Raw genomic sequence first — 14,659 nt, 5'->3', positions numbered from 1 at the left:
CTTAGAGTTAGCAAAGCCACCTAATAAAGCCTGACGTACTCGCGCTGGATCAGCACCGGCTTTCGAAGCAAATACGAGCGCCTCAGACACGGCTTCGATATTCAGAGCAACGATGATTTGGTTTGCGACCTTACAGGTTTGACCCGCACCGTTGTCGCCTACTAGCGTGATGTTCTTACCCATGATTTCGAACAGAGGTCGTGCTTTATCAAAGGCTTCTTGCTCACCGCCAACCATGATAGTCAGCGCCGCATTGATAGCGCCTACTTCGCCACCTGATACCGGTGCATCAAGGTATGAAGCACCGCCTTCGTTGATTCGCGCTGCAATTGCTTTGGTCGCGATTGGCGAAATTGAACTCATGTCGATAACCAGTTTTCCAGCTGCACCGCCCGCCATTAGGCCTTTCTCAACACCGTTGTCACCAAACAGGACATCTTCAACTTGAGGGGTATTCGGCACCATTAAGATAATGATATCTGCTGCTTCAGCCGCTTCTGCTGGTGAATGACAGACCGTTGCGCCTGCTGCCACAAGATCGACAGGTGCTGCATTAAAGTGATCCGACAGAATCAATTCATGACCCGATTTTTGAAGGTTACTCGCCATAGGTTTACCCATGATGCCAGTTCCGATAAATGCAATTTTAGACATGTTGTTCTCCTTAACGTTTGAGGGTTACCAGACGCAATTAACGGTACTGGTGCAGCCAACCAAGGCCTTCTGTCGTTGTCGTCTTAGGTTTGTATTCGCAGCCCACCCAGCCTTGATAGCCAAGCTCATCAAGATAGTTGAGCACGAATGGGTAGTTGATTTCGCCAGTACCCGGTTCGTGTCGGCCAGGGTTATCAGCCAGTTGCACGTGTGCGATTTGGCCAATGTTCTGTTGCATGGTCGGCGTTAAATCGCCTTCCATAATTTGCATGTGATAAATATCGTATTGGATAGAAAGGTTATCGCTCCCTACCTCTTTGATGATCGCTTTGGCTTGCTCTGTGGTGTTTAAGAAGAAGCCCGGAATATCACGGGTGTTGATCGCTTCTATCACTAAGCTGATGCCTTCTACTGCTAGCGCGTTCGCCGCGTAATGCAGGTTAATCACAAACGCCGATTGCGCGTCTTGTTGAGTGACACCTTGCGGAACAATCCCCGCCAAGCAATTCACTTGAGTACAACCGAGCGCTTTTGCGTAAGCGATGGCTTTAGGTACACCCGCTTGAAATTCTTCAACTCGTGCTGGGTCGACCGCGATACCACGATCGCCAGCATCCCAATCACCCGCAGGCAGGTTGAATAGCACTTGCTCTAAGTTGTTAGCATCGAGCTTTGCTTTGATTGCCTGAGCATCAAAGGCGTAAGGGAAAAGGTATTCCACACCTTGAAAGCCCGCTTCTGCGGCAGCTTCAAAGCGGTCCATAAAATCAACTTCCGTGAATAACATTGACAAGTTTGCTGCAAATTTTGCCATGACTCTGTCCTTATTCTTTATCTGTAAAAATCTGGTTATTTGTAGTAAAGCCTCGCTCTATTGGAGACTTTCCGTAGAGCTAAACCTCAACTCTACGGATACACATGACTTAATGATTACTTGTACGCCAGCGCCGTTGGAGCATCGCCACGGCTTTCGGCAAGCGGTTCAAATTCGTTAATAGCATTGATTTCAACGCCCATCGCAATGTTGGTTACTCGCTCAAGAATCAACTCAACAACAACCGGGACCTTATGCTTGTTCATCAGCTCTTTGGCTTGCTCAAACGCAGCGGCAATTTGGTCTGGTTCACGAACTCGAATTGCCTTACAGCCTAGGCCTTCAACAACCGCAACATGATCAACACCGTAGCCTTCAAGCTCAGGCGCATTCTGGTTATCAAACGCCAGTTGTACACAATAGTCGATATCAAATTGGCGCTGTGCTTGGCGAATCAATCCTAAGTACGAGTTGTTCACCAACACATGAATGTATGGCAGGTTGAATTGAGCACCTACCGCCAGTTCTTCGATCATAAATTGGAAATCGTAATCTCCAGAGATAGCAACGATATCGCGATTTGGATCAGCAGCTCGTACGCCTAATGCGGCTGGCGTTGTCCAACCCAATGGGCCAGCTTGACCACAGTTGATCCAGTTACGAGGCTTATAAACATGCAGGAACTGAGCGGCAGCAATTTGCGACAAACCAATGGTGCTCACATAGCAAGTATCACGACCAAACGCCTTGTTCATCTCTTCATAAACACGCATCGGTTTCATTGGCGCTTCATCGAAATTGGTTTTACGCAGCATGGTCGATTTGCGTTCCTGACACTCACTTGCCCAAGCATTTCGGTTTGGCAGCTTGCCAGCATCACGCCACTCTTGCGCCACTTCAACCATTAGCTCTAGTGCTGCTTTCGCATCAGAGACAATGCCTAAATCTGGGCAGAACACGCGACCGATTTGGGTCGGTTCAATATCAACGTGAACAAACTTACGACCTTCGGTGTAAACATCGACAGAGCCGGTATGACGGTTTGCCCATCGGTTACCGACACCAAACACAAAGTCAGAGTTGAGCATGGTTTCGTTGCCGTAACGGTGAGACGTTTGTAGCCCTACCATGCCTGCCATTAATTCATGATCATCTGGGATCGAGCCCCAACCCATCAAGGTTGGAATCACAGGAACTCCAGTGATCTCGGCAAACTGTTGCAACAATTCGGAAGCGCCAGCATTAATCACGCCACCACCCGATACAATCAGCGGTTTTTCCGATTGAGACATCATGGTTAATGCTTTCTCAACCTGCGCGCGGGTTGCTTGTGGCTTATAAGGTTCTAGCGGTTCATAGGTATCGATATCAAACTCAATCTCAGCCAGCTGAACATCGATCGGTAGATCAATCAGGATTGGACCCGGGCGACCCGAACGCATTAAATGAAAGGCTTTTTGGAATGCGCGTGGCACTTGTGCAGGTTCCAGCACCGTAGTCGCCCACTTAGTCACTGGTTTAGCGATAGATTCAATATCGACCGCTTGAAAATCTTCTTTGTGAAGACGAGCACGTGGCGCTTGGCCGGTGATGCATAGAATTGGAATCGAATCTGCAGTCGCAGAATAAAGACCCGTGATCATGTCCGTTCCCGCAGGACCAGAAGTACCAATACACACACCTATATTGCCTTGATTAGTACGCGTGTACCCTTCAGCCATATGGGATGCACCCTCTACGTGACGAGCTAAGACGTGGTCGATTCCTCCGAGCTTTTTCATAGCCGCATACATAGGGTTAATTGCTGCGCCGGGAACACCAAATGCGATGTCTACACCTTCACGTTTAAGCACCTCTACCGCTGCTTCAATCGCTTTCATAATTGCCATTCGAACCTCCAGTTCAGATTGTATACAATTAAACTAACTTTTGTGTACTATGAACCATCCTAGCTATTTATCAACCCCAAAATGAAACAATTTCGTTACATCACACAGCCGCTTTGAGTAAGCACTAACCCTGAAAAGCTTACAATTCATTGCTTTACATAAAATATCTTTACGTAAAAATAAATTACAAAAAGACCAAATGATAAATAAATGTTAAATACCCTTTGCTTGTTTACAATTTATGCAATATAAATATCCTTAAAAAGAGCATTTTGTATACAAAGTGACATCGTATTGTTTAAAGGAGACAACAATGATGAATGACGTAAAAGAGAGAGAAGAAGTACAATGTATGCAGGTACTTGGGAAGATGGACAACTCCGAGTACAAAGAGATCTTGTCTAAAGATGCATTAAAATTCTTAGAAGCTCTCGTCAATAAGTTTGGAGATCGCCGTCATACCCTGCTAAGTGACCGCGACGTAAAACAAGCTCAATATGACGAGGGTGAGTTACCCAATTTCAGAAAGGACACCATTTCCATTCGCCAGAATAATGAATGGAAAGTGGCAACACCGCCGCCAGAGCTGCTTGATCGCCGCGTAGAGATCACCGGGCCTATCGAACGAAAAATGGTGATCAACGCGCTAAACTCAGGCGCGAAAGTCTTCATGTGCTGCTTTGAAGATGCGTCTTCTCCTACTTGGGCCAATATGGTCGAAGGGCAAATCAACCTAAGAGACGCCAACCTTGGCACCATTAGCTACTTCGATGAGAAGAAGCAGAAGAGTTACCAATTAAACGACGATCCTGCACTGCTGATCGCTCGACCACGTGGCATTCATTTGCCTGAGCAGTCCATCCAATTCAACAATCAGCCTATCGGCGGTTGCTTGATGGACTTCGCCTTGTACTTTTTCCACAACTATCAATCACGTGCACAACAAGGTTTAGGGGTTTACTACTACATTCCAAAGCTAGAAAGCATGGAAGAAGCACAATGGTGGGACGATATTTTCAGCTTCACCGAACACTATTTCCATGTACCCAAAGGCACCATTCGCGCGACGGTTTTGATTGAGACACTACCAGCCGTGTTCCAGATGGAAGAGATCTTGTATGCAATGCGCGATCATATCGTAGCGATGAACTGTGGCCGTTGGGATTACATCTTCAGCTATATCAAAACGCTGAAGAACCATAAAGACCGCATCCTGCCAGATCGTCATGGGATCGGCATGGATCAAGAGTTCCTTAACGCCTACAGCCAACTGTTAGTACGCACTTGTCATGCTCGCGGCGCACTAGCAATGGGTGGCATGTCAGCCTTTATTCCAGCAAAAGACCCACAAGAGATGGCGCGTGTGACTGCCAAAGTAATTGAAGACAAACAGAGAGAATCTCAAAACGGACACGATGGCACATGGGTCGCGCACCCTGCACTGGTTGATTTGGCAATGTCGATCTTTGATAAGCACCTCGATGGCAAAGTAAACCAAATGGACTTCCAAAGCCCAGAGCATGTGATCAATGCAGACTCGTTGCTAAAACCTTGTGAAGGCAGCCGCGACGAAGCAGGAGTACGTAAAAATATCCGCATCGCGCTGTATTACATCGAAGCTTGGATTCAAGGCTACGGCTGTGTACCTATCTACGGCCTTATGGAAGATGCGGCGACCGCTGAGATCTCGAGAGCCAATATTTGGCAATGGATCCACCACGGCGTCACGCTTGATGACGGCCAAACCTTTACCAAACAACTGTTCCACTCTTGGCTTTACCAGGAGTTAGACACGATAAAACATGAAGTCGGAGACTCGCGCTATTCAGCAGGTCGATTTGAAGAGACAGCTGATCTTTTCTATCAACTTTCTACAGCCGAAGAGTTCGCCGCCTTCCTAACTTTACCCAGCTATGGGCTGTTACAAGAGTCCAGTTAGGACTCTTGTACCGAGATGAATCAGTCGATGATATTCACAACAAGAGTAATGATTGGCTGACTTAGCTTGGTACACAGCCCCTTGAAAAACTAGGAGATAACATGGGAAGTTTGACTCTACAACAAGCGTTAACCATCATTGATGGCACCTTACAAGCAGGAAACAAGATCCACACTGAGCCTTTGACGGTCGCCGTCTTAGACAGCGGTGGCAAGCTGATTTCTTTGCAACGTCAAGACGGCTCTAGCATGATGCGACCAGACATCGCGATCGCTAAAGCGTGGGGAGCACTCGCACTGGGCTGTTCCTCTAGAAAACTCGCCCAAGATGCTGACAACCGACCAGCATTCATCTCCGCCGTAAACGTGCTCGCACACGGAAACATGGTGCCAGTGCCAGGGGGGCTACTGATTCGAGATAAGGATAAAACGGTATTGGGTGCAATTGGGGTCAGCGGTGATATCTCAGACATCGACGAAAGCTGCGCCATCAACGGCATTGGTTGTGCTGAGCTATTCAGTGACGAGATGCTCCAAGCTTAGTCCGTCACTTAGCACCATATTTAAAACAAACCATACTGAAAACATTACTTTAAATTTTGATTCAGCAACAAAAAACCGAAGCGATTAGGCTTCGGTTTTTTATTCATAAGCTGCGCCAACAACGCTAACGAATAAACTGCGATTGGACAAAAACACTAACGAACAAGAACCATTAAGCGCGTCCATTTAGCGTCTTCCTTCAACTTGTTAGACAGCCAGTAATCAACACTAAACGATCCCGCGCCAAGTACCGCTAACGCTAGATACCCACCAGCAACAGAGACGTTTTTGTAGAAGTGAATCATTTGCCCCGACGAACTTGGATCGAAGTGAAACATAACACCAGAAACCAAAGAGAAAAACGCAATCGAAAACGCAGTAAAGCGAGTCATAAATCCAGCTAGAATCGCAAGCCCACCACCAAGTTCAAGTAAGATAACCAAAGGTAATAAGTAAGCGCTGACTCCTTGAGAAGCCATGTATCCCGCCGTTCCTTCATAGCTAAATAGCTTTCCCCAACCCGCTTGAATAAACAAGTAAGCCAATAAAATACGAGCGAAAAAAGTCAGTGTGTCGTTCAATCTGGTGTTCATAGTTCTAAGCCTTGATAAGTTTCATTGCCGATAGGTTATTCGACTTAGCATTAAGATGATAACGAGAAAAATAGAACAACTTGTTTGAAATTTTAGTAGACATACTCGCATACAAATTACTGACTAAATCCGAAGATTAAACAACCTCAATGCTGTTACCATTGCCTTAAATTCATTGAAGCACTTGCTTTGAAAAAGTTAGAGAAGTGCTGGAGAGCCTCGGCTCAACCTAAGCCATCTAAATGAGTCAGAGAAATAACCCCGTTTAACAAGCACAAAAAAACCGAAGCTCATCACTTCGGTTTTCAAATCAGTTTGAGTTAGCTAAGTTCAATAAATTCAGCAAGCCGATCCAGCCAGTCAATTACTCGTAAGCACTCAGCCATGTTTTAAGCAACTGGTTAGTATTTTTCTTCTGACTAGTAGACAGTGATTTAACGAGCTTTTTCTGCGTTTCGACATGTTCGGTCATCATTTGATCAATCAGAATGAGACCATCTTTGGTTAACTGAACACTCACGCTACGTCTGTCTTCTTTACTGTGCTCACGACTGATCAGCCCTTTGGCTTCTAGCTTATCAAGGCGATTGGTCATCGCACCTGATGTCAGCATCATCGACCCGATCAGTTCTGACGGAGTCAGTCGGTAAGGCTTTCCAGAACGTCGCAACGTCGCCAGTACATCAAACTCACCCAGCTTCATGTCGTATTTTTTATGAAGCTCGGCAACTTGCGTCTCCATATACTTGGCAATACGCATAATCCGGCCCATCATTGCCATAGGCTCAGTTTCTAGCTCAGGCTTTTCCTTTGCCCATTGCTCTACTACGCGGTCGATAGCATCCATTTGCAATCTCGCTCCGTTATTAGTCTGATTACTTCAAACTAGTTTAACATAAAGATACTTTACAACCACTAGTTCTCAGTATACAGTTCACACAATAGTTATCTTAACGTAAAGATATTTCAGATGAACATATTATTAGCAATGATCCCCGCATTCTTTTGGGGAACAACCTATGCAGTGACGCAATTTACGCTACAGGAGTGGCCACCATTATTATTGGGTGCTTTGCGTGCGTTACCTGCTGGTTTGTTATTGCTAGCGGTAAAACCAACACTGCCTAAAAAAGGTGAGTGGCAGATCATTTTCACATTGGGCCTTATCAATATTGCGACCTTCTTTGGCTTGATCTTCGTAATGGCGTTAACGCTACCTTCGGCGATCTCTGGAGTGGGTATGATCTCTGTGCCGGTGTTCGCGATGATCTTCCACTGGGTAGTGAAAAAGCAACGCCCACATTTGATTCAAGCGCTGTCTGGTATTGGCTTGATCACCTTAGCGTGGATATTGTTTAATCCAAGCCAAATCGCTTTGAATCCAATTGGTTTAGGCGCCATGTTCGCCGCGATCATGTGTATTGTCATCGGCAGCAGCATTACCAAGTCACTGGGTAACCGCATGCATTGGTGGAAGGTATTAACGTGGCAGCTGATTTTAGGCGGTACGATTTTATCTGTCGCGTCTGGCGTTCATGCGTTCATCGACCCACAACCTTATGTTAATGCTGTCACTCATTTCGATACTCGCAACGCTATGGGTCTATTGTGGGTGATTGGGCTGAATACAGCACTAGGTTACGGCATGTATGTATGGTTACTGCAACGTATGTCGGTGGTTGATTTCACCTTCGGTGGCATCGCTAACCCGGTTGCTGGCATCGTAACAGGCATGGTGTTGATGGGTGAATCCTTCACTCCAGTACAGTACTCGCTAATGACAGGCATGATCGTAATGTCACTACTACCGCAGCTCATCCTTGCAGTAAGACAAACCAAACAAGTTAAGCCTGTTACGCAGTAGATACTGTATCCTAAACGTATTGATAAAAACGCGCCTTACATAGGCGCGTTTTTGTTGGTGGCCAGGCCATCGGTGAACTAGCAGAGATGGAACAGTGGGAAAAGGGTTGTGAACACGCATTAATAAACCCACATCGCCATCCTTGGTTCGGAGAAGCAAAGCGCGTTAAATCACTGAATGAATTACTCCGCATACTTGGTGTCGCTAAAGATATTCCTCTAGACACTGTCGGCTACGCCTGCGGAATGCTTGCTACGTCTAACCAGCCATCAAGCTCTAAACTTATTAACAACAGTGACCAAGACGCATTGAAAGCCGCCCAGCATCTGGCTGACTCACTAACTAAACCGACCCAACCAATAAAGATTCTGACCTACCAATTGTTTGATCACATAAAAATGGCTCGCCATTATTGTGAGCGATTAAATGAACTTGGTTTTGCTTGCGAATATCAAGTGCTCGAATTCCCGGACTTTTGCCAACAAAGCAATCTACAAAATGCGGATATATTGATCAGTGGTGAAGTGTTTTCAGACAATCTCGACAGCAGCTGGATGGGATGGCTACAAAGTTCTATTGCCTTAGAGGTTTGTTTAACTGACGAGCAAAAACAGTGGCGTAACAAAAGCCTTGAACAGCTATGGGGTCTCAATGACTACCACCAGCGACAATCGGCCTTTCTAGAGCTTGAGGCACAATTAATAGAGTTCGGTGTTTATAGACCGATTTTCCACGTAAAACAGCAACTCAATTATGCTAAAACAGTTAATCCTGTTGAGCAGCTGGCGAATGGTTGGATCGATTTCAACCAAATCACTATGCGTCGCTGAGTAGCAATATTTCTAGATAAGAAATCACCCCTTTATAGTCTGATTAAATAAAGGGGCTTTTTGCTTCATATCATGTCTTTCGTGTCAATTGAGCATACAGCGATCGACTTAAATCAGTTTCGCCGCTTCGGCCTCAATTTCAACTTTCCATCGCTCGTCAAAGAGCCCTTGTACAAACAGTAATGTCGTTGGGAGACCACCAACATCGAAAGGCAATCGCTGCTTTGCGGCTTGATAATCAGACATATCATTCCGATCCACTAAGTACAGCCTTACACTGATTAAATCTTCGATATCCATTTGGTTTGCCTGAAGCACACCTCTCAGATTTTTCCAAGCCAGTACAATCTGTTGTTCCGCACTTTCAGCCACCATCCCTTCGCAATCAATCCCTAGTTGCCCAGCGATGTGCAACCGCGTTGAACCTGCGGGGATTAACGCACATTGATGATAATTAGCGGCTGGAGCGGGTACTGAAGAAGGGCTCCATATCTTATTCATCATTACCCCTCAGAGGCTGTGACGATTTTTGACATGACGGTGATAATTGGCATATCCGTAAGCATCGCGCCTAAACGGTCAAAATCACCAATATCTTTGCGCCAAGCAATGTATTCATTAAAGTGAGCGGTACTTTTCCATTCTTCACATAAAACCAAGGAATTTTCTGCCAAATCTTTTTGATAAAGCTCCGCAGAAAGGTTGCCGTTAAAAGTACGAGTATCTGGCAATATTTCGTTAAAAAACTCAACGATCTCTGCCGTTTTATCTTCAGTATGGCTCAAGGTAAATTGCACTAAAATAGTCATCATTCTCTCCGTTTTCTTATTTTGTTAAGGTACGAGGAGAATCTTACTTGTTTGTTAAAATAGATAAATACAGTAATATTTGAAACATAGTTCGATTTAATAAGACAATGAACCACCATGAAAAACGAATTGCATCGCATGCAAGTGTTCGCCCAAATTGTAGAATCGGGCTCCATAACGAAAGCAGCTGATAAGCTAGATCTCTCAAAGTCTGTCGTTAGCCATCACTTACAAGGGCTTGAGCAACACCTTGGTGTGAAATTACTCACTCGAACAACACGTCGCCAATCCTTAACCGACGCTGGACAACGTTTTTATCAACGATGCTTAGAAATGCGAAAATTAATGTCGCTTGCGGAAGAAGAAGTGCGCGAGTCCTGTTCTGATTTTGCAGGCACTATCACCATCACATCCCCACACACATTGATGACACATCTTATTGGACCTGCAATGTGTGAGTTTATGAAAAGCCACCCTCGTATCGAGCCTCAACTATTGGCCAACGATATGCGCGTAGATCTTATCGAGAGATACATAGACCTGTCGGTCACTGTTGGGGCTCTTCCTGATTCAACGTCTCGTGCAATTAAGCTCGGAGAGCTTCATCAGGTACTGTGCTGTCACCCTGATTATCTTACTAAGGCGCAAATACCGCAGCCAATCACGCCAAGTGACCTCTCCCAATATGACTACATTGCCAATCAGTGGGAAGGAATCAACAGCCAAAGAAGCTTTGAAATTAATAAGGGCAAAGTAAGCACGTATCAATTCAGGGCAAGTCGAATCGGAGATAGCGTTCCGACCATCCGCATGATGGCCTTAAATGGATTGGGGATTGCCTGTTTACCTAAACAAGCAATTGAAGAAGACCTGAAAAAAGGGACATTGGTAAACATCTTGCCCAAAGATCAAGTTCTTAAAGCCTCTTTCTATGTCGTCCATAATTATGGGTTACAGGTGCCAGCCAGAATTCGCGCCTTTATTGAACACCTAAAACAACACGCTGAATCTTATTCTTAATATCTTTCAACCAAATTGCCATACGTCGCTAAACTGACGATTTATCGACCAACATTAAACCTCACAAAGAATAATGACTTTGTTTAAGTTATCTAAAATAAAATAATTTTCTTCAAAATAACTACATTAGAGATTTAATTTCCACAATAAACTCAAATTAGAGATAAAAAGGCAAAACTTTTCTCCGACTACCTTTCTATACTGTGCCACGTCATTAAGGCGCCACAAGCCTATGATTTAAAATAATTATTAATGAGTAGTCACCATGAATTCGAAGTCGCTAACTATCTTGCTTTTTGTCTCTGTTTGCTTAATTTGGGGAACCACTTGGTTCGCTATGGAAGTGGCATTGCATTCTATCCCACCTATTTTTGCCACTGCGTTACGTTTTTTACTTGCAGCACCTCTGCTTGCGGTATTAGCAAAAATCTTCAACCAACCTTTGCTTTTCCCTAAAGGTAAACGTCAATGGCTGCTTATTGTGGCACTGATGTATTTTGCTATTCCGTTCACTTTGATGATCTATGGTGAGCAATACATCTCTTCTGGTCTAGCGTCGATCATCTTCGCCAACATGCCAGTCGCTGTCATGCTGATGTCGGGTTTATTCTTAGGTCTACGATTGGCGAAACATCAAATCTTTGGTTTGGTCACAGCTGTTGTGAGCCTATGTTTAATCCTTGGCAATGAAATGCAAATGGGTGGTGATGACTACCTTATTGGCACGGTTTGCTTAGGCCTTGCTGTTGCCATTCACGCAGTGATGTATGTTTTAGTTCAAAAGCACTGTAAAGGCATCGAAGTACTTACCTACAACGCCGTTCCGAGCTTAATTGCTTCTCTATTCTTGTTCGCAGTTTCAGCGATGGGTGAAAGCGTGAATGTTGAATCCTTCACTTGGGATTCAATCTCAGCCGTGGTTTACCTAGGCTTTGTGGCGAGTGTTGGCGGCATTGTGGCTTACTTTAAATTAGGACAAGTTTCGACGCCTTTCCAAGCGTCTATCTGCTTCCTAATCTTCCCAGTGGTTGCGCTACTGATCTCTTGCTACATCAATGGTGAGGTTCTATCTGAACAATCTCTGCTTATGATGATCCCTCTACTTTGTGGCATCTTGCTGACCAAGGCACCAAAGGGAATCTTCAAGCTGCGTGGTGGATTAAAAACCGTAAGAAGCTAATCCGATTAAAAGTTAATTAGGTATTCCATTCAGCACATACAAAAAAGCTCCAATATCGCTATTGGAGCTATTTGTCTATCTCATCAGATTGAAACCAACTTAGCGCCAGCTGAACATCCGGACTTCGTTACCCTCTTCAGGCTTCTTAGGAATGTTTAAAGACAGCGCCAAAGAAACCGCCGCCATCACTGCACCAATGTAGAAAACCGTTGCAGGAGACGATAACCAAATCACACCAAACGCGACTGGAATAACAACCGCTGCAATATGATTGATGGTGAAAGAGACACCCGCGGTTGATGCCATGTCAGCAGGATCTGCAATTTTCTGGAAATAGGTTTTGATCGCCAACGCCAATGCAAAGAACAGATGATCGACCACATACAGCGCAGCCGCCCACTCGGCACTTTGCACCAAGCCATAACCGACAAACACGCCAATCAAACCAACATACTCGAAGATCAGCGCTTTGCGCTCACCGACTACACCAATAAATCGACCAATACGTTTGGCAAACAAAAAATTAAACAGATAGTTGATTAAGAACAGTAGCGTTATATCAGCAGCCGAGTAACCGAACTTCTCTACCATCAAAAAGCCTGCGAACACCGTGAAGATCTGTCTTCTTGCACCACTCATAAAGGTGAGAGCGTAGTAGAGCCAGTAACGCTTTCTCAATACCAATTTCTTATTTTGCTGAGTCTTGGTTTGAAACTCAGGGAAACCAAAGGTCATCACCAAAACTAAAATAAAACCGATGCCTCCGGTAATGCCATACACCCAAGCAAAGTCGAGTTTAAATTGCTCTAGCATCATCCAAATCGAGCCATAAGTGATTAACGAGGCTAACGCGCCAACGGAGATCATCTTACCTAGCATCTCTGGCGCTTCTTCTTTACTCAACCATTGCAGTGACAGAGACTGCTTCAGCGTTTCAAAATAGTGAAAACCCGTAGACATCAAAACCGTAGTCAGCAACAAGCCTGTGAGTGTAGGAAATAAACCGGTAATCGCCGTGCCTACAGTCAGCATCGCCAGCGATATCAACATAAAGCGTTGCTCACGAATGAATGCCAATACAAACACCACGGTAAACGCTAAGAAGCCTGGGATCTCACGAACACTTTGCAGCAAGCCAATATCGGCACCATCAAAGTTCGCTTTCTCAATCACGAAGTTATTCAGCAAAGCCATCCAGCTCGAAAACGCAATAGGGACAACAATCGAAATCAGTAATAAGAAGTTTTGCGGCGTTTTCCAATTCGTAACAGGTTCACTCATGAGTAGAATTTCCTTATCATTAATCCAACATCATACTCTCGTTTCATTAGAATCAACAAATGATTAACTTGGCATTTACAAGGTGAGCAACGAAACCTTTGATAGTAAAATTAGAATGTGGCGGTAAACGAGGAGGCTTTAAATGTCGAAAAAAATATGAATTATGAATTATGAATTATGAATTACACCATATCGACCTTAATAAGTGATTGAGTAGCATTCATTCGGTGTACATAATGCATCCTCATAGCTCTACAATGACTGAAGACTGAATGGGTATTATAGATAAGCAGCAAGAACGAAAAAATCCTCATAGAACAATTCTATGAGGATCTGTATTCTTAACTTACAAAGTAGCAACCTTGGAAGGAATCAGGTTTACTTTTAAATCAAAAGTAGAACTTTAAACCTGTTACCCCAGACCATTGTTCAGATTCTTTATAAGTTTTATAGCTTGCACCTAACTCAATCGCAAAAAAATCAGTAAAGTTTATCTCGCCCATTAGCGAGTATTTATTCATCGTATTTTTATCAACGTAAGAGTAACGATAACTAGGAGTAAAAGTCAGAAAGCTAATTGGAGTATATTTGAAACCAACATGCGCAGAAGGAGCATATTCACTAAACTCAAGTTCGCGTCGCTCTGCATCGATACGATTTACGCCAACAGATAAAAAAGGCACGACTCCATTGACATAGTTACTGTTAAACCCTAATCCAGCATAATGATCTCTAAACTGAGTTTTTCCGGTGCTCATCCCAGAGAATTCAGTTTCCACGAATACATTGTTAGTCAATGAGAAAGATAGTGAAGCATATGCGCCCACAAGGTCTTGCTCTTCTTTCTCTGAAAATTTGGATCCTAAATATTGGTCCAAACCTTCATTTTGCCCACCTTGAAGGCCAAAACTGAAACTATTAAAGTAATTCTGCTCAGCATGCGCAAAACTAGAAAACATGATAGGTAACGCAATGATTATTTTACTTATTTTTTTCATTATACATCCAGATATACATTTTATAAATCAAGGCTAAGGTACAACTTAGTTAGGGTGTATTCAATGATATTTTGTATGTATTTACATTAAATCTTATTAACAACTCGTCACAATTTGAAATATATCATAACAACACGTTAATTCTGTTAATAACCATTCATGACTAGACTTAATTCTATTTATTCAAGAAAGTTAACAGACACTGGTAAGATGTGCGACCAGAAAATATTAGATAGAATTCAACTG

At 44.0% G+C, this 14,659-nt stretch carries 15 protein-coding genes; 6 read left to right on the top strand and 9 right to left on the bottom strand.

Annotated features, from left to right (window positions below):
• The 3 genes from AACR09_RS17965 to gcl form a co-directional block, all read right to left on the bottom strand.
• Positions 1-654: NAD(P)-binding domain-containing protein (locus AACR09_RS17965; RefSeq protein ID WP_228010737.1), on the bottom strand; the 654-nt coding region annotated here is incomplete at its 3' end.
• 37 nt (positions 655-691) lie between these two features.
• A complete protein-coding gene (gene hyi / locus AACR09_RS17960) occupies positions 692-1,468 on the bottom strand; it encodes a hydroxypyruvate isomerase (protein WP_017092289.1) in 777 nt (258 codons plus the stop codon).
• A gap of 116 nt (positions 1,469-1,584) precedes the next feature.
• Positions 1,585-3,357, bottom strand: a complete 1,773-nt coding sequence (gene gcl, locus AACR09_RS17955; protein WP_102445661.1) for a glyoxylate carboligase — start codon at positions 3,355-3,357, stop codon at positions 1,585-1,587.
• A 313-nt stretch (positions 3,358-3,670) separates the two neighbouring features.
• Here gcl and aceB point away from each other — a divergent pair, with 313 nt between their 5' ends.
• Both aceB and AACR09_RS17945 read left to right on the top strand, forming a co-directional pair.
• Positions 3,671-5,296: a malate synthase A gene (aceB, locus tag AACR09_RS17950; RefSeq protein ID WP_193835488.1), complete on the top strand. Its 1,626-nt coding sequence runs from the start codon at positions 3,671-3,673 to the stop codon at positions 5,294-5,296.
• A 101-nt stretch (positions 5,297-5,397) separates the two neighbouring features.
• Positions 5,398-5,838 (top strand): GlcG/HbpS family heme-binding protein, encoded by a 441-nt coding sequence (locus tag AACR09_RS17945; RefSeq protein WP_004732837.1) that lies wholly within the window; start codon positions 5,398-5,400, stop codon positions 5,836-5,838.
• 155 nt (positions 5,839-5,993) lie between these two features.
• Here the strand turns inward: AACR09_RS17945 and AACR09_RS17940 are convergent, their stop codons facing one another.
• Positions 5,994-6,431: a DoxX family protein gene (locus AACR09_RS17940; RefSeq protein ID WP_050653186.1), complete on the bottom strand. Its 438-nt coding sequence runs from the start codon at positions 6,429-6,431 to the stop codon at positions 5,994-5,996.
• A 364-nt stretch (positions 6,432-6,795) separates the two neighbouring features.
• Positions 6,796-7,278 carry a MarR family winged helix-turn-helix transcriptional regulator gene (locus AACR09_RS17935; protein WP_004732835.1) on the bottom strand — a complete coding sequence of 161 codons (483 nt, stop codon included), beginning with the start codon at positions 7,276-7,278 and terminating at the stop codon, positions 6,796-6,798.
• Positions 7,279-7,401: 123 nt separating this feature from the next.
• On the opposite strand from AACR09_RS17935, the gene AACR09_RS17930 reads away from it, so the two are divergent.
• Together AACR09_RS17930 and AACR09_RS17925 are read left to right on the top strand one after the other, a co-directional pair.
• Positions 7,402-8,295 carry a DMT family transporter gene (locus tag AACR09_RS17930; RefSeq protein WP_017088615.1) on the top strand — a complete coding sequence of 298 codons (894 nt, stop codon included), beginning with the start codon at positions 7,402-7,404 and terminating at the stop codon, positions 8,293-8,295.
• Between the two features lie 86 nt (positions 8,296-8,381).
• Positions 8,382-9,125 carry an ABC transporter substrate-binding protein gene (locus tag AACR09_RS17925; protein WP_081008119.1) on the top strand — a complete coding sequence of 248 codons (744 nt, stop codon included), beginning with the start codon at positions 8,382-8,384 and terminating at the stop codon, positions 9,123-9,125.
• A gap of 108 nt (positions 9,126-9,233) precedes the next feature.
• Here the strand turns inward: AACR09_RS17925 and AACR09_RS17920 are convergent, their stop codons facing one another.
• On the bottom strand, positions 9,234-9,629 hold the full coding sequence (locus AACR09_RS17920; protein ID WP_017105672.1) for a RidA family protein: 396 nt from the start codon (positions 9,627-9,629) through the stop codon (positions 9,234-9,236).
• Positions 9,629-9,937: a putative quinol monooxygenase gene (locus tag AACR09_RS17915; protein WP_193835487.1), complete on the bottom strand. Its 309-nt coding sequence runs from the start codon at positions 9,935-9,937 to the stop codon at positions 9,629-9,631. The genes AACR09_RS17920 and AACR09_RS17915 overlap by 1 nt, the downstream gene beginning before the upstream one ends.
• A gap of 114 nt (positions 9,938-10,051) precedes the next feature.
• On the opposite strand from AACR09_RS17915, the gene AACR09_RS17910 reads away from it, so the two are divergent.
• Both AACR09_RS17910 and AACR09_RS17905 read left to right on the top strand, forming a co-directional pair.
• Positions 10,052-10,954, top strand: coding sequence for a LysR family transcriptional regulator (locus AACR09_RS17910; RefSeq protein WP_102458619.1), 903 nt, complete (start codon positions 10,052-10,054; stop codon positions 10,952-10,954).
• 265 nt (positions 10,955-11,219) lie between these two features.
• A complete protein-coding gene (locus AACR09_RS17905) occupies positions 11,220-12,134 on the top strand; it encodes a DMT family transporter (RefSeq protein ID WP_193835486.1) in 915 nt (304 codons plus the stop codon).
• Positions 12,135-12,233: 99 nt separating this feature from the next.
• Here AACR09_RS17905 and AACR09_RS17900 read toward each other — a convergent pair whose 3' ends face one another.
• Both AACR09_RS17900 and AACR09_RS17895 read right to left on the bottom strand, forming a co-directional pair.
• Positions 12,234-13,415, bottom strand: coding sequence for an MFS transporter (locus AACR09_RS17900; protein WP_102556190.1), 1,182 nt, complete (start codon positions 13,413-13,415; stop codon positions 12,234-12,236).
• Between the two features lie 389 nt (positions 13,416-13,804).
• Positions 13,805-14,413 carry a hypothetical protein gene (locus tag AACR09_RS17895; protein ID WP_065105153.1) on the bottom strand — a complete coding sequence of 203 codons (609 nt, stop codon included), beginning with the start codon at positions 14,411-14,413 and terminating at the stop codon, positions 13,805-13,807.
• Between the last annotated feature and the right edge of the window lie 246 nt (positions 14,414-14,659).

The organism is Vibrio sp. OPT20 (assembly GCF_963889365.1).
Classification (GTDB): domain Bacteria; phylum Pseudomonadota; class Gammaproteobacteria; order Enterobacterales; family Vibrionaceae; genus Vibrio; species Vibrio splendidus.
This window is presented reverse-complemented; position numbering and strand designations above follow the sequence as displayed.